The following is a 26,332-nucleotide window of genomic DNA, read 5'->3' as shown; positions in this document are numbered from 1 at the left end:
ACGCCATGGGCTTTGCCACCTGCGATCGGCTGCACCCCGCGAGCAGGCGGCGTCTACGGAAAATATTTTACCGCTCGCGGAATACGCGAACTATTTCAGAGTTATGAAGATGAACAATTCCGCGAATAAACACAGCGTGATTGGGAATGCCCTCGATTCCGCGTCATGTCGCCGCAAATTCCGCCACGTGCCACAAAATTCCAACACTTATTGGGTACTCTGTCTAAAAACCAGGCGAGAAGGACGGCCGCCAAGGGCCGCAGCCTGCACGTGCGCCCCGTGACGGCGGCGCGGTAAGGAGCCCGTTTGAGCGACTACATCCTGAGCTGCTGCTCCACGGTCGACGTGACCGAGGACTTTCTGCGCAGCCGCGACATCGAGTACGTGTACTTCAACTACAACATCGACGGCGAGGCCTGCCGCGACGACTTTGGCCGCACCAACTCCCCCGCCCAACTGTACGCGCGTATGCTCGACGGCGCGAACGTGGTGACGTCCCAGGTGTCCGTAGGCGAGTACCAGGAGTTCTGGCGACCGTTTCTGGACGCCGGCAAGGACGTGCTGCACGTGACGCTGTCCTCAGGCATCTCTGGCACGTACAACTCCGCGTGCACGGCGCGCGACCTGCTTAGGGACGAGTACCCAGAGCGCAGGGTCGTGGTGGTGGACTCGCTGTGCGCCTCTTCCGGATACGGCATGCTCATGGACAGGCTCGCGGGCCTCAGACGCGATGGCATGGGTCTGGAGGAGCTTGCGGCCTGGGCCAGGCAGCACCGTCTGGAGGTGCAGCACTGGTTCTTCTCGTCAGACCTGACGTTTTTCGTGCGCGGCGGGCGCATCGGCAGGGCCGCGGGCGTCGCGGGCGGGCTGCTGCGCATCTGCCCCGTGATGGACGTGGCGCCGGACGGCAGCCTTGCCGCGATCGAGAAGATCCGCACGAAGGCGAAGGCCGAAAGGCGCGTGGTCGACATCATGCGCGAGACCGCGTTTGGGGGCGAGGGCTATACGGGCCGCGTCTTCCTGTGCAACTCCGAGTGCGCCAACGACGCGCGCGACGTCGCTGCGATGGCGGAGCAGGCGTTTCCGCAGATGGATGGCAAGCCGCAGGTGTTCGACATCGGCGCCACCATCGGCTGCCACACGGGACCGGGCACCGTGGCGCTGTTCTTCTGGGGCGATGCCGCCGGCAGGAAGTCATCCGCAAGGTAGTGGCGCGGCTAGCACTCCTGGTCGAAGAACCACTGGTACAGGTCGAGCTCGCCCGGCTTGCTCAGGCTGGTCTCGAACGTGACGGAGCCGGGCTCGTCCTCCGGCTTCAGGAGGTCCGCCTCCGCAAGCAGGCTCTGCAGGCGGCGGGCCGTGCCCTCGGCGCCATCGAAGAACGGGACATCGCCCACCACGGAGCGAATCTGGCGCCGCACGAACGGGTAGTGCGTGCAGCCCAGGACGACGCTGTCCACCTTGCCGCGGTACTCGCCCACCAGGCGCTGCAGCAGCTCCGTGAGGTCCGGCGCGTCCAGGTTGCCATGCTCGATGCGGGCGGCAAGGCCGGGACACGGCGCGGGAATGACCGTGGAGTCTGACCCCCACTCCTGCGCAAGCTTGTGGAACTTGTCCAGCTTCAGGGTGATGGGCGTCGCCATGACCAGGATGCGGTCGTGCTTGGGGGCAAGCGTCGCCGGCTTGAGCGCGGGCTCAACGCCCACAATGGGAAGCTCAGGGTAGTCGCTGCGCAGGCGGGCGGCCGCGACGCTCGTCGCGGTGTTGCACGCAATCACGATGGCCTTGGCGCCGCCGGCCAGCAGGCGCTCCACGTTTGCGCGCGAGAGCCCCAGCACCTCGTCCGTGCTCTTCTCGCCATACGGCGCGTTTGCCGAGTCGCCAAAGAACACGAAGTCCTCGTGCGGCAACGCGGCGACCATGCTGCGCAGGACGCTGATGCCGCCGACGCCGGAGTCGAAGACGCCGACACAACCCTCTTTGCCCAAAACGTGCCTCCATCCCGGCGCCGCGGGTGCGACGCACTGCCCGTGCGCCCGCGCGGGCGCAGGTAGATAGTCTACCGCACCGTTGTCGAGCTTGTATGTGCCACCGGCCGCACCGGCCCCGTTGGACGGCGGACGGCACGCGGCAAACGCGCCGCGCAGGGAGCGCCGGGCGAGAAGGACGATGCCCCGTCATTTGTGGCGGCTCGGTGGGCAGGGGCGTGCCTGGCGCCTTGCCCGCATGGCGCGCGAGCCTTTTGGGTAACCTTGTGCCATCCGCACACAAGCGACAGACAGGAGCTTTCCTTGAGCAACGAAGGCAAGAAGGTCAAGGTCCACTACACGGGCACCCTCGACGACGGCACCAAGTTCGACTCTTCGTACGACCGCAACGAGCCGCTAGCATTTACCTGCATGGCAGGCCAGATGATCGCCGGTTTCGACAACGCGGTCAAGGACATGGAGCCCGGCCAGACGGTCAACGTGCGCCTCGAGCCCAAGGACGCGTACGGCGAGCACCGCGACGATCTGGTTCAGACCATCCCCCTGGCGCAGCTGCCCGGCGCGGAGGAGCTCGAGCCCGGCGCGAAGGTCATGCTATCTAGCATGGACGGCCGCCCGTTCCCCGCGCAGGTGGTCGAGAAGGACGAGTCCACGATCACGTTTGACCTCAACCACGAGATGGCGGGCAAGGCCCTGAACTTCGAGATCACCCTGCTCGAGGTCGAGGACTAGCCTGGCCGTCACGCCATTGGCGCGCGTGCCACCTTGAGCCGCCTACGTCCACGGACGCGGGCGGCTTTTTGCTGCCGCGGGGATGCAGGGCACGCCCAGGGCGCCGCACGGGCCCACCCAAGCGGCGCCGATGCCAGACCCGAGGCAAGCCAACGACAGGCCCGAGGCAAGCCAAAGGAACAACTTCCCTTGGAAAATGTGAGAGACACGCACGTTTTTCCTAGGGTAAAATGTGCGAGACAGCCACGTTTTTTCCTAGGGTAAAACGTGCGAGTCTTTAAATCAGCTGGTAGATAAGCTGGCTCGTCAACGTCCCGCTCTGGGCCATCGGGCAGCTCGACAAGCTCGCGTAGCGTCAGGGTCTCCGGGCGACGGGCCGTAGGCGTCGGTCGCTCCCCTACCCCCTACCTGCGCCCATGAGGCCGCTCGCAAGGCCCGCAAGGTCGCTCAAGCCAAGGCCCGTGCTCTTCTCGACCTTGTCCAGGAGCTCGCCCATGCCTGCAGATCCCGCGATTGCCCGGTGCAGCTCCTCGGCACTGGCAGAGACCCCCGCCCGCTCCACAAGCTCCGCGATCGTGCCCAAATCCAGCTGCTTCAGCATGGCCAGCGCCTCGTCCGACCTGCCCATCATCACGGCCATCGCCAGCTTGTGCGCGTCTACGCCACCAAAGTCCGCCATGCCACCCCCAACCTCATGCCCCGCGGCAAGCGGGGCCAACCAACAGAGTGCGTCAATCATACGAGAAGATCCACCGCCTTGCGTGCCGCGCCGCTATAGTGGTGAGGCGAGAAACACATCCCCCATAATCGAAGCGGAGACCCCATGCCAAGCTCTTCCTACCTCGCCAAGCAGATGATCGTGATGAGGCGCGACCTCAAGATGCGCAAGGGCAAGATCGCCGCGCAGGCCGGCCACGCGTGCGTGGAGGCCGTGCTCATGGCGCTGGCGCGCGAGAGGCGCCTTGACCAGGTGCGCCTTGCCACCGCGGAGGACGGGAGCCCCACGTGGGTGTACCTGGATTCCGACGGCACGCCGCACACGGCGCTTTCCGACTGGTTCGACGCCGGCGTCGCGAAGGTCTGCGTGTACGTGGACTCGGAGGAGGCGCTGCTTGACATCGCGGACCAGGGGCGCGAGCGCGGCTTTGCCGTCGCGCTCATACGCGACGCCGGCCTGACGGAGTTCCACGGCGAGGCCACGTACACCTGCCTCGCGTTCGAGCCGCTGCGCGCGGAGGACATCGACCCCATCACGGGCGAGCTGCCGCTGTACTAGCCGCGGCCATCGCGCCGCGCGATGGCGCGTTATCGAATACGCAACTATTACCGAACGGTTCCGTTTTCGCGCCGCCCGCTCCCCAACGCTACCATGGGTAGACCACGCTCGACGCATCCGTGCGCCGCGCCACCGGGCAACACGAAGGGAACACCATGCGCATAGCCGACATCCTCAAGAGCAAGCAGACCTTCTCGTACGAGATCTTCCCGCCCAAGGGGGACATGTCGGTTGCGCAGGCCACCGACGTCGCGGAGAGGCTCATGCAGAACTCGCCGGACTGGATATCGGTCACGTTCAGCGCGGGCGGATCGGGCAACTCGCAAAACACCGTCAGCGTGGCGAAGGCCATCCAGGCGTCCGGCAAGACGCAGGCGCTGGCGCACCTTACGTGCCTGGGGTCGTCCCGGGCGGACGTGGACGCATACGTAGAGAAGATCAAGGCGGCCGGCGTCCAGAACGTGCTGGCGCTGCGCGGCGACCGTGCGCCCGGCCGCGACGTGATCGACTTCGAGCACGCGTCTGACCTGGTGGCATACCTCAAGCAGGCCGGCCTGTGCGTGGGCGCCGCCTGCTACCCGGAGGGCCACCTTGAGTCCCCCTCGCCCAAGGCGGACATCGAGCACCTTAAGGCAAAGGTCGACGCCGGCGCGGACTTCCTGGTGACGCAGCTCTTCTTCGACAACGAGGACTTCTACCGCTTCCGCGAGCGCTGCAGCCGCGCCCGCATCAAGGTGCCAATCGTGTGCGGCATCATGCCGTTCACCAGCGTGCAGCAGATCCAGCGCATGGCGTTCACCTGCGGCGCGTCCATCCCGGCCGCCGTCATCAAGCGCCTGGTCGCCGCCGGCGATAGCAAGCAGGCCCAGCAGGACGCCGGCGTCGCGTACGCGTGCGAGCAGCTGGTGGACCTTGCGCGCAACGGCGTGGACGGCCTGCACGTCTATACCATGAACCGCCCGTCCGTCGCAAACGCCACGCACGACTGCCTGCTGCAGGCGGGCTACGTGGAGGCCTAGGCCATGCCCGTCGCGCCAACGCTCACGAGCTACCAGATAGATGCGCTGGACCGCAACGAGGTCCTGCGCTACCTGGGCTACCGCGGCCAAGAGGTGACGCCGGAGCTCGACGGCCGCCTGGACGAGGCCATCGCGCGCTGCCTTGCCATCGGGCGTGCACGCGCGAGCATCGCCGTGTACAGAGTCGCCGGGCGAGAAGATCTTCCCGACGGCACCCCGCAGATCGCCTTGGAGGACACCGCGCTCACGCTCGTGGGCAGCTCCATGCGGCGCCACATGGCGGGCGCCCGCAAGGTGGGCGTGCTCGCCGTCACCATAGGCATGGGCGTGGAGCGCGAGCTCAAGCGCCTCTCGCTCACGGACCACCTTGGCCAGGTGCTGTTTGACGCCGCGGCCACCACCATGGTGGAGCGCGCGGCGGACGCGGCGGAGGCCACGCTCGTGGGCATGGCCGCGCGCGAGGGGCTCTACACCAACTTCCGCTTCTCGCCGGGCTACGGCGACATGCCCATGCAGACGCAGCCCGTGCTGCTCGACGCGCTGGACGCGCGCCGCCGCCTGGGCATCACGCTCAGCCCCACGCTGCTCATGACCCCCACCAAGAGCGTGACGGCCGTCGTGGGCATGTTCGACGCCCCGCAGCCCTCCACGCACGCAAGCTGCGCGGACTGCTTCTGCCGCGCGTTCTGCAACCTTCGCGCCACCACAGGAAGGACCTGCCATGACTGATGCATCCACCAAGACGGCCGCCGGCAAGGGCGTGGGCACCATCGACACCCGCAAGTACTTTGGCACGTACGACCGCCGTCCCCTTCGCGTGAAGGACGACCACCTGCGCCGCGTGCTCGCGGGCGAGGACTTCCTGCTGTTCGACGGCGCCATGGGCACGCAGCTGCAGGCGCGCGGCCTTGCGGCCGGCGAGGTGCCGGAGCTCCTGTGCCTCACCAACCCGCAGCAGATCACCCAGATCCACCAGGCGTACGTGCAAGCGGGCTCCGAGGTCGTCACCACAAACACCTTTGGCGCGAGCGCACCCAAGCTCGGCAGTGCGGCCACGGTGGAGGAGGTCTTCTCGGCAGCCGTCGCCTGCGCAAAGGCCTCCGGTGCGCGCTACGTCGCCGCGGACATCGGCCCCACGGGGTCTCTCCTCGAGCCCATGGGCACGCTGCCCTTTGACGACGCGTACGAGCTGTTTGCACAGCAGGTGCGTGCGGCGGACGCCGCGGGCGCGGACCTCTTCATCATCGAGACCATGGCGGACCTCGCAGAGGCCAAAGCGGCGGTGCTCGCGGCAAAGGAGTGCTCTGACCTGCCAATATTCTGTACCATGACCTTCGACGAGGACGGCCGCACCTTCCTGGGCACCACGCCGGAGGTCGCGGCGAAGACCTTGAGCTCGCTGGGCGCGAGCGTGGTGGGCATCAACTGCTCGCTTGGCCCCAAGGACGTTGCCCCGCTCGTCAAGCGCATGCTGCCGTGGTCCAGCGTCCCCGTGATGGCACAGGCAAACGCCGGCCTTCCCCACGTGGAGGACGGCATCACGCTGTACGACATCAAGCCCAAAGAGTACTGCGAGGCCGTGCGCGACATGCTGGACGCCGGCGTCACGGTGGTGGGCGGCTGCTGCGGCACCACGCCACAGTACATCGCGGGCGAGAGGGACCTCCTTGCCGGCCGCACCCCCGCCGCGCGCGACGTGTGCCGCGACTTCGCGGTCACGAGCTCGCAGCGCCTGGTGAGCCTGCCGGCCGGACACGTGGGCGTGATCGGCGAGCGCATCAACCCCACGGGCAAGCGCCGCATGAAGGAGGCCCTGCGCTCCGGCAACTACGACTACGTGATGCAGGAAGCCATCAGCCAGACGGACGCCGGCGCGCAGGTGCTGGACGTGAACGCCGGCCTGCCCGAGATAGACGAGTCCGCGACGCTGCGCCGCCTCATGGCGGACCTCCAGGGCGTCACGAACCTGCCCCTGCAGGTGGACTCCGCCGTGCCGGCCACCATCGAGGCGGCCGTCCGCAGCTACCCGGGCAAGCCCATCATCAACTCCACCAACGGCAAGCAAGAGACCATGGACGCCGTCATCCCCATAGCGGCGCACTACGGCTGCGCGCTGGTGGCCCTGACCATAGACGAGAAGGGCATCCCCCAGACGGCGGAGGGTCGCCTTGGGGTGGCGCGCAGGATCGTGGCCGCCACGGACACGGCCGGCATCCCGCGCCAGGACGTGGTGGTGGACTGCCTGTGCATGGCTGCCTCCACGGACCAGAGCGCACCACGCCAGATCCTGGACGGCATCTCGCTCGTCAAGCGCGAGCTGCCGGGCGTGCGCACGGTGCTCGGCGTGTCGAACATCAGCTTTGGCCTGCCGTTCCGCCCGCTCGTGAACGCCACGTTCCTGGCAGCGGCGTTTGCGGCCGGGCTCGACCTGTGCATCATTAACCCGTGTCAGCAGCGCATGATGGACGTGGTCAACAGCTGGCGCGTGCTCTCCGGCGAGGACCAGAGCGCCCAGGCGTACGTGGCGGGCTACGCCACCAGGAGCGACCGTGCCCCCGCGCCGTCCGCGGCATCGGCGGGCGGCCTCGGCGCAGAGGGCGCGCCTGCAGAATGCCCGCCTCGCGCCGCGGACGGCGCCGGCTCCCGGGACGCAGCCTCGTCCGACCCCGCCGACCAGGCAAGGGCCATGGTGCTTGCCGGGCGCAAGGGGCCGATGCCAGGCCTGGTCTCTGCGGTTCTCGCCCAGCACGACGTCATGTACGCCATCAACCAGGTGCTGATTCCCGCCCTCGACGAGGTGGGCGTGCGGTTCGAGAAGGGCACGTTCTTCCTGCCGCAGCTCATGGCGTCCGCCGAGGCCGCCAAGGCCGGCTTCAACACAATCAAGGAGGCAAACGACGCCGCGGGCGTCGAGGTTGCCTCCAAGGGAAAGGTCGCGGTGTGCACCGTGAAGGGCGACATCCACGACATCGGCAAGAACATCGTGAAGATGCTGCTGGAGAACTACGGCTACGACGTGATCGACCTGGGCCGCGACGTGGACCCACAGGTGGTGGTGGACACCGTGGTCCGCGAGCACCTGCGGGTGGTGGGGCTTTCCGCCCTGATGACCGCGACCGTGCCCGCCATGGCCGACACCATCGAGCTGCTGCGCCAGCAGGCGCCGTGGTGCAAGGTCATCGTGGGCGGCGCCGTGCTGAACCCGGAGTACGCCAAGATGGTGGGCGCGGACTACTACGCGAAGGACGCGGCGGAGAGCGCCCGCATCGTGGGAGAGATCCTGGGCCAGTAGCGAACCGGCCGGTCGTCACCATGGTTGACTGCCAGCCCAAATGGGATACAGTAATCGCGGATGTCAAAACCCAGTAGGGTTTTATGTGGCGGGGACGCGCAAGCGCCTCCGCCTAATTTTATGCCGCGATTATGAGCGGGCAATCCTACCCCTATAGGGCGAGCTTTGCCCGCACGATGCGGGTGACGGACTCGTCGATGCGCTCCTCCGTGATGGCGCCAGCCCTCACCGCGTCGAGCACGCCCTGGTAGCTGGCCGTAAGCTCCGGCGTCATCAGCAGCATGTCCACGCCGGCCTGGATCGCGGCCACGCCCAGGTCCCGCGCCTTGTGCAAGCCCGCGACGGCCCCCATGCCCAGCGAGTCCGTGATGATGATGCCGTCGAAGCCGAGCTCGCCCCTGAGCACGTCCGTCACGATCGCGCGGGAGAGCGACGCCGGCGCGCTGTCGCCCGTGACCTTGGGACAGCTGATGTGGCCGACCATCACCATGGGCACGCCGGCCGCGATAGCGCGCTTGAATGGCATCAGCTCCTCCTGGCGCAGCTGGTCGAGCGTCTTGTCCGTGGTGATGGCCTCCGTCTCGCTGTCGCCCCGCGCGCCGCCTATGCCCGGGAAGTGCTTCGCGCAGCACATGATGCCGCCGTCCAGAAAGCCCCTCACCGCGGACTCCACCATGGGCGCCACCACGTCCGCCGTCGTCCCAAACGAGCGCTTCGCCATGGTCTGGCTCGTGCCGTTCACGATGTCCGCGTCCGGCGCAAAGTCCAGGTTGAAGCCCAACGGCACCAGGTAGCCCGCAATCTTCTTGCACACGTCGTACGCGCGCTGCGCATCGCCCGTGTCCCCCACGTCGCGCATGTTGCCGACGTTTGCGATCGAGAAGCCCTTGTTTCCGCCCACGCGGCTGACCGTGCCGCCCTCCTCGTCCACGGACATGAGGAGCGGCAGGCCCACCTCGTCCAGCGATATCTGGTTGGAGGCGGAAAGCATCTGCCTTGCCTGGGACTCGCTTTGCAGGTTCTGCGCAAAGTAGCACATGCCGCCCACGGGGATCTTTGCAAACGCCTTGCGGGTGGTGTCCCCGGCTGCGGTCACCTGGCCCATGCCCGTGAGCGCCTCCGGCTGTGGGAAGAACATCTGGGCCACCTTCTGCTCCAGCGTGAGCGAGGCGACCTTCCGCGCGACGGCCTTCTCGCCCGCAGCCGACTTCGCGGCCTTGGAGCCGCCGCGCTTTGAGGCGGAGCCTCTGCCGGAGCGGCCGCTCTTCTCGCCCGCAGAGCCGCCCGCCTTGCCCGCACCTGTGCCGCCCAGCACGCCGCGCGCGACGGCCACGCCGCCCGCGACCACGGCCGCGCCGCCCAACGCCACGACGCTGCGACGGCTTATGACGGGGCGCGGCGCGGCATGCGAGCCCTTGCCCTTGCTTGCCATGAGACTCCAATCCCCGTGCGGTGCGGACGCCACCCGCGCCACCACGGCTTCGGCGCTACTTTATCAGGCGGCTGCGCATGATCCAGACCGCGGCCACCGCGGAAAGCACGATGGAGAGCACCAGCGGGAACACCCAGGCCTCGTCCAGCGGCAGCGCGGTGTTCATGCCGTAGAACGAGAACACCATCGTCGGCATCGAGAGCACCAGCGTGATGATGGCGAGCGTGCGCATCGTGAGGTTGAGGTTGTTGTTGATGAGCGAGCCAAACGTGTCCATCGTCTCGTTGAAGACCTCCGTGTAGATGCCGCACATCTCGATGGCCTGCCTGATCTCGATGGAGACGTCGTCCAGGAGGTCGCGGTCTTCCTCGTACAGCCGCACGGTGCGCCCGTAGCCAATGCGCCTGACAGTTGCATCCAACGCCTTGAGCGAGGCGGAGAAGTACACGAGCGACTTCTCGAAGCCGAGCATCTTGATGAGGTCCGCGTTGCGCATGGAGCGGCGGAGCTTGCGCTCGTTCTCGCGGAACTGCCGGTTGACGGAGCGAAGGTCCGCCTGGTAGCGCCTGGATATGAACAGCAGCATCTGCAGCAGCAGGCGCGTGCGCTGCGCCGTGTTGACGCCGGCGATGCGTCCGCCGGCCACCGCGTCCACCGTCGCGTTTGGCTTGAGGCTCACGGTCATGATGGCGTCCTGCTCCGGTAGAAACAGCACGGCCAGCGGGTGCGTGTCGTACTGCACGATGGAGGGGTCCACGGCCTCGCGCTCGTCCTCCACAAACGGGCAGTCCACGATCACGAGCGCCTGCCCGGTCTCCGTGTCCAGGTCCACCCGAGACGTCTCCTCGTCGTCGAGCGCGGACGTCACGAACTCCGGGTTAACGTGCAGCTCTTCCAGCATCCAGCGGCGCTCCTCCTGCGTGGGCGCCACCACGCTGATCCAGCACCCCCGCACGGGAGCGTCGACCCTGCCCGTGAACGGCACCTTCGTGCCGTCCGCGGCAACCTCGTGCGACGTCTTGTAGTACTCGATCATGGGGCCTCGCATTCGCAGCCGTCAGGCATCTTGCAGCAAGCCTGAGCTACAGACAGGCTACACCATATGCACCGACAAGAAGGGCGTCCCGCCGATTTGACGGGACGCCCTTGGGATGACGCTTCGCGCGTGGATGGAACTAGAAGTCCGCGTTGCCGACGGTGCGGGGGTGCGGGAGGACGTCGCGGATGTTATCGACGCCCGTGAGGTACATGACGAGGCGCTCGAAGCCCAGGCCGAAGCCTGCGTGGTGGCAGGTGCCGTAGCGGCGGAGGTCAAGGTAGTACTTGTACTGGTCCTTATCCATGCCGAGCTCCTCGATGCGGCGCTCCAGCACGTCGAGGCGCTCCTCGCGCTGGGAGCCGCCGATGATCTCTCCGATGCCGGGGACGAGGCAGTCCGCGGCGGCGACCGTCTTGCCGTCATCGTTCTGGCGCATGTAGAACGCCTTGATGTCCTTGGGGTAGTTGGTGACGAACGTTGGCTTCTTGAAGTGCTGCTCCGTGAGGTAGCGCTCGTGCTCGGTCTGGAGGTCGATGCCCCACTTGACCGGGTACTCGAACTTGTGGCCGGCAGCCTGGGCGTCCTCGAGGATCTTGACGGCATCCGTGTAGGACACGCGCGCGAAGTCGCTGGTGGCAACGTGCTGCAGGCGCTCCTTCAGGCCCTTGTCCACGAACTTGTTGAACATGTCGAGCTCGTCCGGGCAGTGCTCCATCACGTAGTTGATGACGTACTTCAGCATCTGCTCGGACACGTCCATCTCGCCCTCGAGGTCGCAGAACGCCATCTCGGGCTCGACCATCCAGAACTCCGCCGCGTGGCGACGGGTGTTGGAGTTCTCCGCGCGGAACGTGGGGCCGAACGTGTAGACGTCGCCGAAGCTCATGGCGAAGTTCTCTGCCTGGAGCTGGCCGGAGACGGTGAGATTGGTCTGCTTGCCGAAGAAGTCCTGGCCGTAGTCGACCTTGCCGTCCTGGGTGAGCGGCGGGTTGGCCGGGTCTATCGTGGTGACGCGGAACATCTCTCCGGCGCCCTCGGCGTCTGACGCGGTGATGATGGGCGTGTTGACGTAGACGAAGCCGCGCTCCTGGAAGAAGCGGTGGATGGCGAACGCCGCGACGCTGCGCACGCGGAACACCGCGCGGAACAGGTTGGTGCGGCTGCGCAGGTGCTGCTGGGTGCGCAGGAACTCGCGGGTCTGGCGCTTCTTCTGCATGGGGTAGTCCGGCTGCGCCGCGCCCTCAACCACGATGGTCTTGGCCTGGAGCTCGAACGGCTGCGGGCGGTCCGGCGTGAGCGCGAGCTCGCCGGTGATGATGAGGGCGGAGCCAACGGTGAGGGCTGCGACCTCCTCGTAGTTGGCGAGCTTCTCGCGGTTCATGACGACCTGCAGGTCCTTGAAGCAGCTGCCGTCGTTCAGCACGACGAAGCCGAAGTTCTTCATGTCGCGGATCGAGCGGACCCAGCCGGCCACGGTGACCGTCTTGTCCCCAAACTCGTCCATGTGCGCATAGAGCTGCGCGATCCTGGTGCGGTCCATCTGCGGGATCCCCCTTTTGTCCAAGGGCGCGCCTTCGGGCGGGAGCCAGGCTCTTCTCGCCCGGCGCGGCCCTGCCGCGGGCCTGCTCTGGGGCCCTGGCGCGCATGCTGTCCAACCACGTAACCATATCGCAAAACGGGTGCGCGTGCCGCGCGCAGTGGGCGGCTCCTTGCTACGCTGGTGTGGTTTGCACGGGCGACATCGCGACTTGGAGGCGGACATGGCGAAGGGGCTTGCGGACTACGGACTGATTGCGGCGCAGATCGAGGCTCTGGCCGAGGAGGACGCACGTTGGGTGCCACTTTTGGCGAACGCGTCCGCGCTAGTGATGGATGGCGTGGGAGACCTGAACTGGGCGGGGTTCTACCTGATGCGCCCCGACGGCGCGGACGGCGCCGCGCGCGAGCTGGTGCTGGGGCCGTTCCAGGGTAAGGTCGCGTGCGTGCGCATCGCCGTGGGGCGCGGCGTGTGCGGGACGGCCGTGGCGACGGACTCGACGCAGCTGGTGCGCGACGTGCACGAGTTTGCGGGGCACATCGCGTGCGACAGCGCGTCGAACTCCGAGGTGGTGGTGCCGATCCACGCCGGCGGCCGCGTCGTGGGCGTGCTGGACGTGGACTCCCCGCTGGTGGGTAGGTTTGGCGAGGCGGACGCGCGCGGGATGGAGACCGTGGTCGCCGCACTCGAGCGCTGCTGCGACTTTGGCGGGCTGGCGTAGCGGGCACGGCTGGCGGCGCCGGCAGATCGCGACGGCGCCGCCCTCCCGCATGGACTACACCAGCTCGGTCTCCGGGTGCTCCCTCGTGACGAAGTCCTTGTTCGTGACCGTCGCGCCCAGAAGCTGCTCGCACTTCTCGGCAAGCTCGTCGATGGCTGCGTGAAGGTCCGCGGAGCGCTCGGGCATCACGTTCTCCATGATGAACATGCAGTGCGGCGTCGCGTCGCTCACCTCCGTGCGCTGGCCGTCGCGCCAGTTCCAGCAGCGGCACACCGCGCCCGCGTCGTCCAGGTAGGCGATCTCGCCGGGCAGCGTGGGGTCGCTCTGGTCCTCGCCGATGGGCAGGAAGTAGTCGCCGCCGTCCGTCATGGCAAGGCGGAACGTGCCCTCGATGGCGTCGATGTTCTCCGCGCCGATGGGCAGGGCGTACTTGAGCGATATCGCGTTGCTCACGTCCACGCTCGGGACGATGTGGCCCACGGGGTTGTCCTTCAGAACGCGCTTCAGCAGGTTCTCGACAGAGCAGCGCGCGCCCTTCTTCGTCTTGAACTTGCGGTACGCGTCGCGCCACACGGCAACGACCTCGTTCTGGCTGATGGTCGAGCTCGTCAGCCACTCCTCCGCGCTCGCGTTCGCGCGATCCAGGAACTTGGCCGCGGCCTTGGCCTCCTCCTCGCCGATCTGGTCGGTCGGCCTCACGCCGTCCACGCACAGCACGCCGATCTCCACGTCGGGGAACACTTGCCAGAACGAGTCCTCGACCACAAACCTCTTGCCCATGACGCCTCCCATCGCCCGCGGGCCCACCCCGCGGATCGTGTTTCTCTCTGCTTATATTCTTACCACAGGTTGGCATACTGAAGTGCAAGATACGTTGCTTTTATCAGTTCTTCTCAAATACTTTTGCTTTTTCATGCATTCGAAAATGCATATTCCGCAGGCGAGAGGAACGCGGCGTCCCAGCTTGGCGGCGCTATGCGGCATGCGGCGCGGGCATAGTTTTCGCGGGTCGAGACGATTCGCTGCATAAAATCTTCGCTACGGCGGCGCGGGCGTGAGGGGAGAGAAAGTAGAATGGTGGTCGCGCTCCATGATCGGCCCCGCGCTCCCCGCCGGGGTCGCGCACAACGCGGGAGCAAGGCAGACGCAAGTCGGAGGTGCACATGGCAGACGGCTCCACATGCACGGACCAGAACGCGGGCCAGGCGGGCGCCTATCGCATGGAGCATGACTCCATGGGCCAGGTCAGGGTTCCCGCCACGGCACTCTGGGGCGCGCAGACGCAGCGCTCCTACCAGAACTTCCCCATCGGGACGGAGACCATGCCCCAGGGCATCGTGCGCGCCTTTGCCATCCTCAAGAAGGCTGCCGCACAGGCAAACGCCCAGCTCGGCGTGCTAGACCCCAATGCCGCGAACCTCATCGAGCGCGCGGCGGACGAGGTCCTTACCGGCGAGCACGACGAGCAGTTCCCGCTCAAGGTGTGGCAGACGGGCTCCGGCACGCAGTCGAACATGAACGTGAACGAGGTCCTTGCCAATCGCGCGAACCAGATCGCCAAGGCAGAGGGCGTCGCGCTCGAGAGGCCCGTGCACCCCAACGACTCCGTCAACCGCTCGCAGTCCTCGAACGACACGTTCCCCACGGCCATGCACATCGCGGCCGTGCTGGCCGTCACGCGCGAGCTGTTGCCCACGATTGACCAGCTTGCAGCCACGTTCGAGCGCCTGGAGCGCAAGAACGCCGGCGTGGTGAAGAGCGGCCGCACCCACCTGCAGGACGCGGTGCCCATAGCCTTTAGCCAGGAGATTTCTGGCTGGCGCGGCATGCTTCTGGCCTCGCGCGAGCAGCTCGAGGCAAGCCTTCCGATGCTCCGGCGCCTGGCGCTGGGCGGCACGGCCGTCGGCACGGGGCTCAACGCCCCCGCCGGCTTCGACGTGCTGGTGGCAGAGCGCGTCAGCGCGCTCACCGGCGAGGACTTTAAGACCGAGGCCAACAAGTTCCATGCGCTCACCAGCAAGGACGCCATGGTCTTCTCGCACGGCGCCATAAAGGCGCTTGCCGCGAACATGATGAAGATCGCGAACGACGTGCGGTGGCTGGCAAGCGGGCCGCGCCTGGGCCTGGGCGAGATAACGATTCCCGCCAACGAGCCGGGCAGCTCCATCATGCCCGGCAAGGTGAACCCCACGCAGTGCGAGGCCGTCACGATGGTGGCCGTGCAGGTGATGGGAAACGACGCGGCCATAGGCTTCGCCGCGAGCCAGGGCAACTTCGAGCTCAACGTGTTCATGCCGGTCATCGCGTACAACTACCTGCAGAGCGTGCGGCTGCTGTCCGACGCGATCCGCTCGTTTGACGAGCGCTGCGCCGCGGGCATCACGGCAAACCGCGAGCGCATGGCCCACAACCTGCACAACTCGCTCATGCTGGTGACGTGCCTGAACCCCTACATTGGCTACGAGCGCGCGGCGAAGGTTGCACACAAGGCGTTTGACGAGGGGACGAGCCTCCGCGAGGCGTGCGTCTCCCTTGGGTATCTGACGGAAGAGAAGTTCGACGAGGTTTTCAAACCGGAGGAGATGGTCTAGAGGATGGACGAGACAAGCGCAAAGAGCCTGAGGCTCCACGAGGAGCTCCAGGGCAAGATCGAGGTCGTTTCTCGCGCAAAGGCCGAGACGAACGAGGACCTCGCGCTGCTGTACACGCCCGGCGTCGCAGAGCCGTGCCGGCAGATACAGGCGGACTACAGCAAGTCCTGGGAGCTGACGCGTCGCTCGCACCTGGTGGCCGTCATCACCAACAGCACGGCCGTCCTGGGCCTGGGCGACATCGGCGCCGCCGCCGGCATGCCCGTGATGGAGGGCAAGTGCCTGCTCTTCAAGGAGTTTGGCGACGTGGATGCCTTCCCCATCTGCGTTGACACGCACGACACGGACGAGCTCGTGCGCACCGTGCAGCTCATCAGCAAGAGCTTTGGCGGCATCAATCTGGAGGACATCGCGGCTCCGCAGTGCTTTGAGGTCGAGGACCGCCTGAAGGAGCTGTGCGACGTCCCCGTGTTCCACGACGACCAGCACGGCACCGCCATCGTGACGGCCGCGGGCCTGCTGAACGCCGTGAAGGTGACCGGCAAGAAGATGGGCGAGCTCAAGATCGTGATGAGCGGCGCGGGCGCAGCCGGCCTTGCCATCGCGACGCTCCTCACCCACATGGGCTTTGGCAACGTGATCCTGTGCGACCGCAAGGGCGCCATCTACGAGGGACGCGACGGCCTGAACCCGTACAAGGAGCGCGTTGCCAAGATCACGAACAAGGACCACGAGGCGGGATCTTTGGCCGACGTGCTGGTTGGCGCGGACGCCTTCCTGGGCGTGAGCAAGCCGGGCCTGGTGACGCCGCAGATGGTGAGCACCATGAGGGACGGCATCGTGTTCGCGATGGCCAACCCCACGCCGGAGATCATGCCGGACGAGGCGAAGGCCGGCGGCGCGAAGGTCGTGGCCACGGGCCGCTCCGACTTCCCCAACCAGATCAACAACGTGCTGGTCTTCCCGGGCATCTTCAAGGGCGCCCTCGCGGCGCGCGCCCCGCAGATCACGGAGGAGATGGAGATCGCGGCCGCCGAGGCCATCGCGAGCCTGGTACCGGAGGACAAGCTCTCCCCGGACTTCATCATCCCGTCCGCCCTCGACAAGACCGTGGCCGACGTCGTCGAGAAGGCCGTCGCGGACCGCGTGAAGAGGTAGCGCGAGGACGGCAGAGCGGGCAGCGGTCCGCACTCACATGCATCAAAGGCAACGCCGCGGGGAGAAGGACGAGTTCTTCTCCCCGCGGCATTTTCTTGCATTATTCTGCGCAAATGGACTCGCGCTGGATTCTTTTCCAAACTATATGTTTTCAATCCACCACCCCCTTCGCCGTATACTAGTCAGACATTCAACTCTCGACTGAAGGGATGGCTGGAAATGGACGTGAAGCAGGCCGTGAAGATTGCCGCGAACTACGTTTCGAGCTTGGAAGGCATGACGAATGAGTATCCCGATGCCGATACAGATACGAAGCTGCTACGTGACATCCGCTTCGCCGTCGAGGGAACGCGATTCAACGAGGAGGACGATACCTGGAGAATCGAGGTGGGCTTCTCGAGACCATGGGACCAGGCCCATTCCCCCCTTGCCGGAATCGCCACTGTACCTCTGAAGGACAACCGCACGATCAAGACTGTCACCATCGACGATAAGACGGGCAAGGTGCTTGCGTATGGCGGCAACTAGGATTGCCCTCGATGCAAACATCCTTGTCCTGCTGGCCGTCGGATCAGTAGACAAAGGCGCCCTTGGGCGGAAGCGCCGCGTCAAGGAATACGTTCCTGAGGATTACGATCTTGCCGTGAGCGTAATATCGGGATTCCGTCAGGCAGTCGTAACCCCCAACGTAATTACCGAGTGTTCTGACCTACTTTCCGATACTTCAGACGAAGGTGAGAAGCGCTGGCTAAAGGAGTTTGTGCAAAACGGTGAATCCGTTCGAGTGGAGAAGTACGTCCCTAGCAAGGAGGTCGCCGAGCTGCCCCAATATAGCTACCTTGGTATCGCCGACTGCTCTTTGCTCTCGCTCGTCGACGGCACAACCATTCTCCTGACGATGGACAGTAAGCTACACGCAGCGGCATCAAACATCAATCCTGAATGCATCAACTTCAATCACTGTCGCAACTTCGTTTAACTTCATCCACCCGCGGGGAGAAGGACGAGCTCTTCTCCCCGCGGCATTTTTGCCAAGATGCGCTAACTACGCGCGAGGGATGCGCGAGGGATGCTAGCTACGCCAAACGGACACCGCGCGAGCCCGGGCGCCCGCGTCACACACCCGTAGCAACCTTGCGTGACCGCCGCCCGCTCACCGCCGGTGCGTGCAGGCGGCGCTCCCCCGCACCAGCACCCCCGCACCAGCACCCCCACACCGGCACCCCCACACCGGCACCCCCTTGGCCCTCTGATGATGTTGTGCCATTGCATCCGGTCGCACTCGCACCGGGACGCTCGGGGTGCGACAATGGGACGACTAGCGACATGACGGACGGGCGACCCCAGGGAGGTGCGACGCGTTGGCAGAAAAGCGAAGGCCCAGCAAGAGGCAGTCGCGCCCCAAGGGGCAGAGGGCCCAGGGCCACGTGCCTTCTCGTCGTGGCAGCGAGCGCTCGGGCGGCGCCGCGGCCCACGGCACGCCCCGGACCGGCACGTCGCGCGCGACCGGCACGCCACGCGCTTCTCGCGGAAGCAGGGGCAGCTCGCGCAGCAGCCTCGGAAGCTCCATGGGCACGTCGCATGCCGCCAGGTACGGCACGTCCCGCGCAAGCCACAGGGGCACGGGCTCCCGCGCGCCGCATGACACCGCGCGTTCGCGAGAAGTGCGCGGCACCAGGGCGGACCGTGGGCGCGAGGTGCGCTCCCGCGACGGTCGCGGCCATGACGCGCGCCAGCCGCGCAAGATGCTCCGCCCGAAGGATACCGGCCTCGAGCTGCGGCGCGAGGAGTACGGACAGACCAGCCTCGGCGCGCGCAGCCAGACGAGCCGCCGCCGGCAGGAAAGCCGGCTTCGCAAGATTCGCGACCTGGGCTCCACCAGGCCGCCGTTTCCGTTCAAGCCGCTCATCGCCATCGTGGCGGTGCTCCTGGTGGCAAGCGTCGGCGTGCTTGCGGGCACCAGCATCATGCGCGCGCTGCGGCAGCCGGCCCAGACGCAGGAGGCCGGCGGCAAGGTCGTGATGAAAGGCGGAAGGTCCACCGCCATCGACGACAGCGCGAAGATCTTCACCACCACGTACGACTGGGACAACGCCACCACCAAGCGCGGGCGCATCAGCTACAAGATGGGCGGGACCGTGGTCTCGCGCACCGGCATCGACGTGTCCGAGCACAACGGCAAGATCGACTGGTCCAAGGTCGCGGCGGACGGCATCGACTTCGCGTACATTCGCATTGGCTACCGCGGCAGCGTCGAGGGCAACATCACGCACGACAGGCGCTTTGAGCAGAACTTCGATGGCGCGCGCAAGAACGGGCTGGACGTGGGCGTGTACTTCTTCTCGCAGGCCATAACGGCAGAGGAGGCGCGCGACGAGGCCCGCTACGTGGTAAGGCAGCTGGACGGCTATGCCACCGAGTACCCCGTCGTGTTCGACATGGAGCCTTCCACCAGCGGCGACGACCGCGTGTCGAGCCTGACGAACGACCAGATGACCGCCATCGCGAAGGCATTCTGCAAAGAGATGCAGAAGAACGGCTACTACGCGTGCGTCTATGGCAGCCGCGCGGACCTGGCGCACTACGACCTCGCCGCGCTTTCGCGCTACGGCTTCTGGTACGCGGAGTACGGGAAGGCGCCCACGATGGCGCTGCGCTACGGCATCTGGCAGTACACGGACTCCGGAAAGGTGGACGGCATCGACGGCGACGTCGACCTGGACATCGACCTCACCGGGGCGCTGGAAAAGGTGCAAAGAGCCGAGAAGAGCAAGGCACAATGACAGAGTGGCTGGTACATAGGTTCATCCACGACGCGGACCAGACGGACCGCCCCGACGTGAGGGGCGCTCACGGCACGCTCGCGAGCATCGTGTGCATCGTGTGCAACATCCTCCTGTGCACGACGAAGGGTCTCGTGGGCCTGGCGGCGGGGTCCGTCTCCGTCGTGGCAGATGCCGTGAACAACCTGACGGACGCCTCGAGCAACATCGTGAGCCTCATAGGCTTCAAGCTCGCGAGCCGCCCGGCGGACAAGGGCCACCCCTACGGACACGGCCGCATCGAGTACATGGCGGGGGTCGTCGTCGCGTTCATCATCGTGGCGGTGGGCCTCGATCTGGCAAAGGCCTCGATCCAGAAGATCGCGCACCCGGAGCCCACGGACTTCTCGCCCGCGGTGGTGGTAGCGCTGCTGCTCTCCATCGGCGTGAAGGCGTGGATGGCCCGCTTCAACCACGCCCTTGCGAGGCGGATCGACTCCGTCACGCTGGAGGCCACGTCCCAGGACTCCAAGAACGACGTGCTCGCGACGTCCGCGGTGCTGGCCGCCGGCGTCGTTGGCAAGATCGCCGGGATCGACCTGGACGGCCTTGCCGGCCTTGCCGTGGGCGCGTTCATCATGTGGAGCGGCTTCGAGCTGGTGCGCGACACGCTGGACCCCCTGCTTGGACAGGCACCCGATCCACAGCTCGTGAGCCACATCCACGACACGATCATGAGCTACCCCGGCGTGCTGGGCACGCACGACCTGATGGTGCATGACTACGGCCCCGGCCGCAAGTTCGCGAGCGCCCACGTCGAGATGGCGGCCGAGATCGACCCCATCCGCAGCCACGAGGTGCTGGACTCCATCGAGCACTACTTCGAGGACGAGGAGGACCTGCCCCTCGTGCTGCACTACGACCCCATCGTCACGTTCGACCCCGAGGACCACGACCTGCGCCACTGGGTATCAGACCAGGTGAAGACCATCGACGGACGCCTGACCGTGCACGACGTGCGCACGACGCGCCAGGACGGCACCCTGCACGTGTCGCTGGACTGCGTGCGCCCGCACGACCTGCCCATGACCGACGAGGAGCTGAGCGCGCGCATCTGCAAGATCCTGCACAGGCGTTGCGCTGACGCCGTCTGCCACGTGACCGTGGACTCGAGCTACGTATCCACCGGCGTCTAGCCGCAAACCCCATGACGCCCCCTTGGCACCGTCACAGGCACGTCTTCAGTGTGGATGCAGTCGACACCGTTCTCCTCGCACAGCTTCACAAGCTTCTTGTCGCACGAGAAGAGCGTGCCACCTGACCTGCGGGCAAGCACCAGATACGTGATGTCGTAGGCAGGATGTTCCAGTCGCACTGCTTCCGCGAGCACCTCCGATGCAAGGTCGAGCGCGTCTGCATACTCGTCCACGAGCGACAGTGCGATGGAGAGCCGCCTTGTGGCCTCCTCCCGCCGCATGACCCCTGCCCGCACGTACTTCCAGAAGGCGTTCGTCACCTCGGATTGAAAGAGCGGCACGCTCACCACGCGTTCGTCCACGTACCAGAGCCCGCGCAGCGCGCGGCCTTCCACGGTGTCGAGCGCGATCTCTATCGCGGCAGAGCTGTCCAGCACGATCACCTGGCATCACGGTCCGCCCGGACCAGCTCCTCCGCAGAGGGAAACCCATCCGGCACGTTGACTGGACCCAGAGTGTCCGCCTCTGCAAACGCGCGCCGACGGCGCTCGCGCCGCTGCGCAACCACGGCAGGGTCCTCCCCCACCCAGTCCATCCATGCGGGAACGCGCCGGCCGGTGCCATCGACACCTTCCGGCGCACCCTGTAGATAGAGTTGGATTATGTGCGCGGTCTGCTGCGCAAGGCTGCGGTGCTGGCTCTTGGCCGCAAGGGAGAGCCCCTCGTACAGATCCTGGGGAAGGTCGCGTACCTGAAGCGTCGCCACGGCAATCACCACCTGGGCTCGATGCTCATGCAATATGCATGCATTATGCACCGCGTGACTACGCGCCGTCAAGCACCGTTTTCGGGCGCCTTCGCAAGAGGTTCTGCAAGCGACTCCGCGGCCCTGCTAGGCCCGGACAGCGTCACCGCCACGCGCCATGCGTCCGGCAGCGGCAAGGCTCGTGGCTATGCCGGCCTTCATCAGGTCGAGCGCCACGAACGGCGCGACGCCCGCCGCAAACGCGGCCGCGGGCGCAAGGTGCGCCACTACCATGAGCTGCGCCCAGCCACATGTGTACACGACGGCGATCGTGGTCGCGAGCGCAAGCATCGCGCGCACGACATACGGCACGCGCAGGCAAGAAGCGCCCCTGAGCACAAGCGTGCCCACCGCGGCCGCAGCGACAAAGCCCAGGATGAAGCCTCCGGTGGGGCCGGCGATGCGCGCAACGCCACCCATGCCGCCAGAGAACACCGGTGCGCCGAGCGAGCCCACGAGCACGTAGGACGCGGCGCTCGACACGGCCTCGCGCGGACGCATCGCCAGCACCACCAGGCAGAGCGCCAGCACCTGCAGCGTGAAGGGCACCGGCGTCAGCGGCACCTCCACGCGGGCGCTCGCGCACAGCGCCAGCGTGCCCAGCGCCACGCGAAGCACGCCCGCTGCCGCACCCTCGCCGCGCAGCACGCGCGCCGCGACCACGTGAGTGCGCTGTCCACCGTTCGAAACCACACCGTTCTCGACCATGCCTGCACCTCTCTTCCACGGGACGCCGCCAACGGCGGGCGCCCGCCCTTCTCTCCCGCTCTTCTTGCACGCGCCTTCCACCCGCCTCGTGCGGCTGGTTTGCGCCTATCGCTCCGCGTCGCGCGGCACGTCCCACGCGATGCTGACGGAGCCCACGCCCAGGTGCAGCGACACCACGGGGCCGGCGTCGCACACCTCGACCTGCGCGGCGGGCATCGTGCGGCGCGCGCAATCCGCAAGCGCGCGCGTCGCGTCCGATTCCCCGTAGTGCGCCACCACGATGCGCCCGTCGCGCGCGGCCTGGGGCACCTGCCGCACCAGCAGGCGGACGGTGGCGCCCATGCCGTGCGCCACGTCCACGTCGCGGATGCCGCCACGGTCCAGCTCCATCACCAGGAAGCGGTCCAGCTTTCCCGCGACGGCGCGGCGCATGGCGCCCAGCCGGCCGGAACGGCGCAGCACGTCCATCTTCGGGACCGTGAAAGCGATTCCCTGCAGCGCCCGCGCACGTTCCAGGCGCGCCACGGCCTCGGGCAGCGTCGCGCCGGCGGAAAGCTCGCGTCGCGCGCGGCGCACCAGGAGCTCGAGCCCGCCCGACGTCGTCCACGAGTCCACTATGGCCACGCGGGCGGGGTCCGCTCCCTCGCCCACCAGCTGGTCTCGCGCCTCCACGGCGCTGCGATGCGTGCCAGAGAGCCTGGACGACATCGTGACGCACAGCACGTCCGAGCCGCACGCCAGCAGGCGCCGGAACTCGCCGTAGAACGCGGAGTGGTACACGGCCTCCGTCCCCAGCACCGTGCCGCCACGCAACAGCGCGTCGTACGCGCCGTTCTCGCCCTCGTACGTCTCGTCGCGGCGAACGCCGTCCACCAGGTAGTGCATGGGGACGATGTCGCAGCCCAGCGCGGCCGCCTCTGCGCGCGAAAGGCACGCGGAGCTGTCGCACACGATGGTGACGGGCCGCGTCGCGCCGCCGCCCTCCGGCCGACCGTTCGCTCCCTCGCTCATGCGTCGTACCTCCCGATCTTCCGGAACCTCTCGTATCGCTCGGCGAGAAGGTCGTCCGTCCCCATCGCGCCGAGCTCCGCGAGCTCGTCGTGAATCCTGCCCGCGAGCCTCCACGCGAACTCGGACGTGCCGAGCCCCTCCGCGTCGACCTCCCCGTCCACGATGCCCAGGCGCATGAGCGCCTTTGCCGTGATGCCCAGGGCGTCCGCGGCCTCCGCGGCGCGCTTCTGCGACTTCCACAGGATGGTGGCGCAACTCTCCGGACTCACGACGCTGTACACGGCGTCGGACAGCATGAGCACCCGGTCCGCCGTAGCAAGCGCGAGCGCTCCACCGGAGCCGCCCTCGCCCATGATCACGGCGACCTCCGGCACGGCAAGCCCGCTCATCGCCATAATGTCGTCCGCGATGGCCGCGCCCTGGCCGCGCTCCTCCGCCTCCATGCCGGGGTAGGCGCCGGACGTGTCCACGAGCGTCACGACGGGCCGACCGAACTTCTGGGCCTGTCGCATGAGGCGCAGCGCCTTGCGGTAGCCCTCCGGCTTCGGCGAGCCAAAGTTGCGCGCGACGCGCTCCTTCGTGTTGCGGCCACGGTCCGTGCAGATGACGGTCACGGGGCGCCCGCGCAGAAGCGCGATGCCGCCCACGATGGCGGGGTCGTCGCCAAACTCACGGTCCCCGTGGAGCTCGACCAGCCCCTCGAACGCCTGCTCCGCCACGGTTGGCACGCTGGCGCGGCTTGTGTCGCGCACGCGGCGCACCAGGTCGTACGGGGTGGCGCGCTCGGGGTCGAGCGCCCTCTGCTCGTGGTGCGGTCGCGGCCAGCGCGGCTGCTCCGGAAACGCCGCGCGGCAGTGCGGCACGGCGCGCGCAGGGTCGCCCCATGCGGTGCGGTCATGCAGGAACAGCAGGTAGGCTATGGTGGAAGGCAGGTCCTTGCGCTCGACCACCATGTCCGCGAAGCCATGCTCCAGTATGAACTCCGCGCGCTGGAAGCCGGCGGGCAGACGCTTGTGCGTGGTCTGCTCCACCACGCGCGGGCCCGCGAACGCCACGAGGGCGTCCGGCTCCGCAAGGCAGACGTCCGCGTCCATGGCGAAGCTCGCCGTGACGCCACCGGTGGTTGGGTCCGTCAGGACCACCAGGTACAGAAGGCCGGCGTCGCCGTGGCGCCGCACGGCACACGTCACCTTCGCCATCTGCATGAGCGACGTCACGCCCTCCTGCATGCGCGCCCCGCCGGAGACGGTGAACCCCACCACGGGCAGGCGCCTCTGGGTGGCCCGCTCGAAGCAGCGGCAGATCTTCTCGCCCACGGCGCTTCCCATGGAGCCCATCATGAACGAGGAGTCCATCACGAAGAGGGCGCACGGCTCGCCGCCGATCGTTGCCTCGCCCGTGACCACGGCCTCGCGCTCGTGCGACTTCGCGTGCGCCGCGGCCAGCTTCTGGCGGTAGTCCGGAAACGACAGCACGTCGCGCGGGGCGACGTCGGCGTCCCACTCTGCGAAGCTGCCGTCGTCCACGGTGAGGGCGATGCGCTCGCGCGCGGAAAGCCGCAGGTGGTGGCCGCAGCGCGGGCACACGTCCAGGTTCTTCGCAAGGGCGTCCGCCTCGACCACGTGGCGGCAGTGCGGGCAGCGCACCAAGACCATGCGCTCGGGCACGTCCACGGGGACCTCGGTCACCGGTCCCTCGAGCTCGTTCACGCTCTTGTCGTTGCGTCTACTCATACAGGTGCTCCATCAGGTTCGTATGGTAGTTCCCGCTCAGGAACTCGTCGTTCGCGAGCACGTCCAGCTGCAGGTCGGCGTTGCACTCCACGCCGTCCACCACCAGCTCGCCCAGGGCGGAGCGCATCTTGCGGATGGCCTCCTCGCGCGTGGGGCTGTACACGACGAGCTTGCCGAGCATGGAGTCGTAGAACGGCGAGACGAGCGAGCCCACGTACAGCGCGGAGTCGAAGCGGACCCACGGGCCGTTGGGCACGTGCAGCATCGTAATGGTGCCGCATGACGGCCTGAAGTCCGGCGTCTCCGCGTTGATGCGGCACTCGATGGCGTGTCCGCTCACGGGCGCCGCGTCCACGCCGTCCGGCAGCGGCATGCCCGCGGCGACGCGCAGCTGCCACTTCACGAGGTCGTGGCCGGTCACGAACTCCGTCACGGGGTGCTCCACCTGCAGGCGGGTGTTCATCTCCATGAAGTAGAAGCTCCCGGCGTCGTCCAGCAGGAACTCGATGGTGCCCAGGCCCTCGTAGCCCACGGAGCGCGCCAGGTCGCGCGCGCACTTCTCCATGCGCAGGCGCACGTCGTCCGTGAGCGCCGGGCACGGGCTCGGGCTCTCCTCCATAAGCTTCTGGTTCTTGCGCTGCACGGAGCACTCGCGCTCGCCAAGCGACATCACGTGGCCAAAGCGGTCGCCTATGACCTGCACCTCCACGTGGTGCGCCGGGCTCACGAACTTCTCCATGTAGCATGCGCCGTCGCCAAACGCCGCCTTCGCCTCCGCGCTCGCGCTCTCGAACGCGACCGCGGCGTCCTCGGGCCGCTCCACCTTGCGGATGCCGCGACCACCGCCGCCGGCGCGCGCCTTCACCAGCACGGGGCAGCCGATCTTTCGCGCCTGATCCTCTGCCTGCTCGGGCGAGTCCAGAAGGTCGCAGCCCGGCACAATGGGCACGCCCGCCGCGCGCGCGGTCCGGCGCGCCTCGTCCTTGTCGCCCATGCGCTGCATCACCTCGGGGCTGGGCCCAATGAACACCAGCCCGTGCTCGCGGCACTCGCGGGCAAACTCCACGTTCTCGGAAAGGAAGCCGTAACCCGGGTGCACGGCGGAGGCCCCGGAGGCGATGGCGACCGTCAGGATCGCGTCGATGTTGAGGTAGGACTCGCTCGCGCGCGGGCCGCCTATGCAATACGCCTCGTCCGCGAGCGTCGCGTGCAGCGACTCCTCGTCCGCCGTGGAGTACACCGCCACGGTCCTGACGCCCATCTCCTTGCAGGCGCGGATGATGCGGACGGCGACCTCTCCCCTGTTCGCGATGAGGACCTTCTGGAACATGG

General features: G+C 67.2%; 25 protein-coding genes. 13 read left to right on the top strand and 12 right to left on the bottom strand.

Annotated features, from left to right (window positions below; all coding sequences use genetic code 11):
* Positions 1-306: 306 nt before the first annotated feature.
* A complete protein-coding gene (locus tag BLT96_RS01265; protein WP_090861277.1) occupies positions 307-1,209 on the top strand; it encodes a DegV family protein in 903 nt (300 codons plus the stop codon).
* A gap of 8 nt (positions 1,210-1,217) precedes the next feature.
* Here BLT96_RS01265 and murI read toward each other — a convergent pair whose 3' ends face one another.
* Positions 1,218-1,988, bottom strand: coding sequence for a glutamate racemase (gene murI / locus BLT96_RS01260; RefSeq protein WP_090861276.1), 771 nt, complete (start codon positions 1,986-1,988; stop codon positions 1,218-1,220).
* 303 nt (positions 1,989-2,291) lie between these two features.
* Here murI and BLT96_RS01255 point away from each other — a divergent pair, with 303 nt between their 5' ends.
* Positions 2,292-2,720, top strand: coding sequence for an FKBP-type peptidyl-prolyl cis-trans isomerase (locus BLT96_RS01255; protein ID WP_090861275.1), 429 nt, complete (start codon positions 2,292-2,294; stop codon positions 2,718-2,720).
* Between the two features lie 397 nt (positions 2,721-3,117).
* On the opposite strand, the gene BLT96_RS01250 is transcribed toward BLT96_RS01255, so the two are convergent.
* Entirely contained in the window at positions 3,118-3,399 is a 282-nt protein-coding gene (locus BLT96_RS01250; protein WP_090861274.1) for a hypothetical protein, read from the bottom strand.
* Positions 3,400-3,543: 144 nt separating this feature from the next.
* On the opposite strand from BLT96_RS01250, the gene pth2 reads away from it, so the two are divergent.
* From pth2 to BLT96_RS01230, 4 genes are all read left to right on the top strand, one after another.
* Positions 3,544-3,996: an aminoacyl-tRNA hydrolase gene (gene pth2 / locus BLT96_RS01245; protein ID WP_090861273.1), complete on the top strand. Its 453-nt coding sequence runs from the start codon at positions 3,544-3,546 to the stop codon at positions 3,994-3,996.
* Positions 3,997-4,151: 155 nt separating this feature from the next.
* On the top strand, positions 4,152-5,015 hold the full coding sequence (locus tag BLT96_RS01240) for a methylenetetrahydrofolate reductase (protein ID WP_090861272.1): 864 nt from the start codon (positions 4,152-4,154) through the stop codon (positions 5,013-5,015).
* Between the two features lie 3 nt (positions 5,016-5,018).
* Complete coding sequence (locus BLT96_RS01235; protein WP_090861271.1) at positions 5,019-5,744, top strand: vitamin B12 dependent-methionine synthase activation domain-containing protein; 726 nt, start codon at positions 5,019-5,021, stop codon at positions 5,742-5,744.
* Complete coding sequence (locus BLT96_RS01230) at positions 5,737-8,307, top strand: homocysteine S-methyltransferase family protein (RefSeq protein ID WP_090861270.1); 2,571 nt, start codon at positions 5,737-5,739, stop codon at positions 8,305-8,307. Before BLT96_RS01235 ends, BLT96_RS01230 begins: the two co-directional genes overlap by 8 nt.
* Positions 8,308-8,458: 151 nt before the next feature.
* On the opposite strand, the gene BLT96_RS01225 is transcribed toward BLT96_RS01230, so the two are convergent.
* The 3 genes from BLT96_RS01225 to asnS all read right to left on the bottom strand — a co-directional run bounded on the left by BLT96_RS01225 (position 8,459) and on the right by asnS (position 12,318).
* Positions 8,459-9,739, bottom strand: coding sequence for a glycoside hydrolase family 3 protein (locus BLT96_RS01225; protein WP_090861269.1), 1,281 nt, complete (start codon positions 9,737-9,739; stop codon positions 8,459-8,461).
* 55 nt (positions 9,740-9,794) lie between these two features.
* Entirely contained in the window at positions 9,795-10,775 is a 981-nt protein-coding gene (locus BLT96_RS01220) for a magnesium transporter CorA family protein (RefSeq protein ID WP_090861268.1), read from the bottom strand.
* Between the two features lie 139 nt (positions 10,776-10,914).
* A complete protein-coding gene (gene asnS / locus BLT96_RS01215; protein ID WP_090844821.1) occupies positions 10,915-12,318 on the bottom strand; it encodes an asparagine--tRNA ligase in 1,404 nt (467 codons plus the stop codon).
* A 220-nt stretch (positions 12,319-12,538) separates the two neighbouring features.
* Between asnS and BLT96_RS01210 the strand changes: the two genes are divergently transcribed.
* Positions 12,539-13,036 (top strand): GAF domain-containing protein, encoded by a 498-nt coding sequence (locus tag BLT96_RS01210; protein ID WP_090861267.1) that lies wholly within the window; start codon positions 12,539-12,541, stop codon positions 13,034-13,036.
* 54 nt (positions 13,037-13,090) lie between these two features.
* Here the strand turns inward: BLT96_RS01210 and BLT96_RS01205 are convergent, their stop codons facing one another.
* The gene (locus tag BLT96_RS01205; protein WP_090845045.1) at positions 13,091-13,816 is read right to left on the bottom strand and encodes a B3/B4 domain-containing protein; all 726 of its coding nucleotides are present in this window, start codon (positions 13,814-13,816) and stop codon (positions 13,091-13,093) included.
* A 383-nt stretch (positions 13,817-14,199) separates the two neighbouring features.
* Between BLT96_RS01205 and fumC the strand changes: the two genes are divergently transcribed.
* The 6 genes from fumC to BLT96_RS01175 all read left to right on the top strand — a co-directional run bounded on the left by fumC (position 14,200) and on the right by BLT96_RS01175 (position 20,743).
* The gene (fumC, locus tag BLT96_RS01200; protein ID WP_090861266.1) at positions 14,200-15,627 is read left to right on the top strand and encodes a class II fumarate hydratase; all 1,428 of its coding nucleotides are present in this window, start codon (positions 14,200-14,202) and stop codon (positions 15,625-15,627) included.
* Positions 15,628-15,630: 3 nt separating this feature from the next.
* Positions 15,631-16,785: an NAD(P)-dependent malic enzyme gene (locus BLT96_RS01195; protein WP_090861265.1), complete on the top strand. Its 1,155-nt coding sequence runs from the start codon at positions 15,631-15,633 to the stop codon at positions 16,783-16,785.
* A gap of 219 nt (positions 16,786-17,004) precedes the next feature.
* Positions 17,005-17,313, top strand: coding sequence for a hypothetical protein (locus tag BLT96_RS01190; RefSeq protein ID WP_090844818.1), 309 nt, complete (start codon positions 17,005-17,007; stop codon positions 17,311-17,313).
* Positions 17,300-17,764: a PIN domain-containing protein gene (locus BLT96_RS01185; protein ID WP_090861264.1), complete on the top strand. Its 465-nt coding sequence runs from the start codon at positions 17,300-17,302 to the stop codon at positions 17,762-17,764. Before BLT96_RS01190 ends, BLT96_RS01185 begins: the two co-directional genes overlap by 14 nt.
* A 382-nt stretch (positions 17,765-18,146) precedes the next feature.
* Entirely contained in the window at positions 18,147-19,568 is a 1,422-nt protein-coding gene (locus BLT96_RS01180; RefSeq protein WP_090861263.1) for a GH25 family lysozyme, read from the top strand.
* Positions 19,565-20,743: a cation diffusion facilitator family transporter gene (locus BLT96_RS01175; RefSeq protein ID WP_090861262.1), complete on the top strand. Its 1,179-nt coding sequence runs from the start codon at positions 19,565-19,567 to the stop codon at positions 20,741-20,743. The genes BLT96_RS01180 and BLT96_RS01175 overlap by 4 nt, the downstream gene beginning before the upstream one ends.
* Here the strand turns inward: BLT96_RS01175 and BLT96_RS01170 are convergent.
* From BLT96_RS01170 to BLT96_RS01145, 6 genes are all read right to left on the bottom strand, one after another.
* Positions 20,740-21,186 carry a type II toxin-antitoxin system VapC family toxin gene (locus tag BLT96_RS01170; RefSeq protein ID WP_197674374.1) on the bottom strand — a complete coding sequence of 149 codons (447 nt, stop codon included), beginning with the start codon at positions 21,184-21,186 and terminating at the stop codon, positions 20,740-20,742. The genes BLT96_RS01175 and BLT96_RS01170 overlap by 4 nt on opposite strands.
* A complete protein-coding gene (locus BLT96_RS01165; protein ID WP_157692089.1) occupies positions 21,183-21,509 on the bottom strand; it encodes a ribbon-helix-helix domain-containing protein in 327 nt (108 codons plus the stop codon). The genes BLT96_RS01170 and BLT96_RS01165 overlap by 4 nt, the downstream gene beginning before the upstream one ends.
* A 126-nt stretch (positions 21,510-21,635) precedes the next feature.
* Positions 21,636-22,256 carry a biotin transporter BioY gene (locus BLT96_RS01160; RefSeq protein WP_090861260.1) on the bottom strand — a complete coding sequence of 207 codons (621 nt, stop codon included), beginning with the start codon at positions 22,254-22,256 and terminating at the stop codon, positions 21,636-21,638.
* Between the two features lie 105 nt (positions 22,257-22,361).
* Positions 22,362-23,267 carry a DegV family protein gene (locus tag BLT96_RS01155; RefSeq protein WP_090861259.1) on the bottom strand — a complete coding sequence of 302 codons (906 nt, stop codon included), beginning with the start codon at positions 23,265-23,267 and terminating at the stop codon, positions 22,362-22,364.
* Positions 23,264-25,000 (bottom strand): acetyl-CoA carboxylase, carboxyltransferase subunit beta, encoded by a 1,737-nt coding sequence (gene accD / locus BLT96_RS01150; protein ID WP_090861258.1) that lies wholly within the window; start codon positions 24,998-25,000, stop codon positions 23,264-23,266. Before accD ends, BLT96_RS01155 begins: the two co-directional genes overlap by 4 nt.
* A complete protein-coding gene (locus tag BLT96_RS01145) occupies positions 24,993-26,330 on the bottom strand; it encodes an acetyl-CoA carboxylase biotin carboxylase subunit (RefSeq protein ID WP_090861257.1) in 1,338 nt (445 codons plus the stop codon). Before BLT96_RS01145 ends, accD begins: the two co-directional genes overlap by 8 nt.
* Positions 26,331-26,332 lie beyond the last annotated feature (2 nt).

The organism is Parafannyhessea umbonata, from assembly GCF_900105025.1.
Lineage (GTDB): Bacteria > Actinomycetota > Coriobacteriia > Coriobacteriales > Atopobiaceae > Parafannyhessea > Parafannyhessea umbonata.
This window is presented reverse-complemented; position numbering and strand designations above follow the sequence as displayed.

Coding starts and splice junctions, on each gene's coding strand:
- BLT96_RS01195 (WP_090861265.1), top strand. CDS start 15,631: ATGGACGAGACAAGCGCAAAGAGCCTGAGGCTCCACGAGGAGCTCCAG.
- fumC (WP_090861266.1), top strand. CDS start 14,200: ATGGCAGACGGCTCCACATGCACGGACCAGAACGCGGGCCAGGCGGGC.
- BLT96_RS01145 (WP_090861257.1), bottom strand. CDS start 26,330: ATGTTCCAGAAGGTCCTCATCGCGAACAGGGGAGAGGTCGCCGTCCGC.
- BLT96_RS01210 (WP_090861267.1), top strand. CDS start 12,539: ATGGCGAAGGGGCTTGCGGACTACGGACTGATTGCGGCGCAGATCGAG.
- asnS (WP_090844821.1), bottom strand. CDS start 12,318: ATGGACCGCACCAGGATCGCGCAGCTCTATGCGCACATGGACGAGTTT.
- BLT96_RS01160 (WP_090861260.1), bottom strand. CDS start 22,256: ATGGTCGAGAACGGTGTGGTTTCGAACGGTGGACAGCGCACTCACGTG.
- BLT96_RS01230 (WP_090861270.1), top strand. CDS start 5,737: ATGACTGATGCATCCACCAAGACGGCCGCCGGCAAGGGCGTGGGCACC.
- BLT96_RS01225 (WP_090861269.1), bottom strand. CDS start 9,739: ATGGCAAGCAAGGGCAAGGGCTCGCATGCCGCGCCGCGCCCCGTCATA.
- pth2 (WP_090861273.1), top strand. CDS start 3,544: ATGCCAAGCTCTTCCTACCTCGCCAAGCAGATGATCGTGATGAGGCGC.
- BLT96_RS01155 (WP_090861259.1), bottom strand. CDS start 23,267: ATGAGCGAGGGAGCGAACGGTCGGCCGGAGGGCGGCGGCGCGACGCGG.
- BLT96_RS01220 (WP_090861268.1), bottom strand. CDS start 10,775: ATGATCGAGTACTACAAGACGTCGCACGAGGTTGCCGCGGACGGCACG.
- BLT96_RS01175 (WP_090861262.1), top strand. CDS start 19,565: ATGACAGAGTGGCTGGTACATAGGTTCATCCACGACGCGGACCAGACG.
- BLT96_RS01185 (WP_090861264.1), top strand. CDS start 17,300: ATGGCGGCAACTAGGATTGCCCTCGATGCAAACATCCTTGTCCTGCTG.
- BLT96_RS01250 (WP_090861274.1), bottom strand. CDS start 3,399: ATGGCGGACTTTGGTGGCGTAGACGCGCACAAGCTGGCGATGGCCGTG.
- BLT96_RS01240 (WP_090861272.1), top strand. CDS start 4,152: ATGCGCATAGCCGACATCCTCAAGAGCAAGCAGACCTTCTCGTACGAG.
- BLT96_RS01190 (WP_090844818.1), top strand. CDS start 17,005: ATGGACGTGAAGCAGGCCGTGAAGATTGCCGCGAACTACGTTTCGAGC.
- BLT96_RS01235 (WP_090861271.1), top strand. CDS start 5,019: ATGCCCGTCGCGCCAACGCTCACGAGCTACCAGATAGATGCGCTGGAC.
- accD (WP_090861258.1), bottom strand. CDS start 25,000: ATGAGTAGACGCAACGACAAGAGCGTGAACGAGCTCGAGGGACCGGTG.
- BLT96_RS01205 (WP_090845045.1), bottom strand. CDS start 13,816: ATGGGCAAGAGGTTTGTGGTCGAGGACTCGTTCTGGCAAGTGTTCCCC.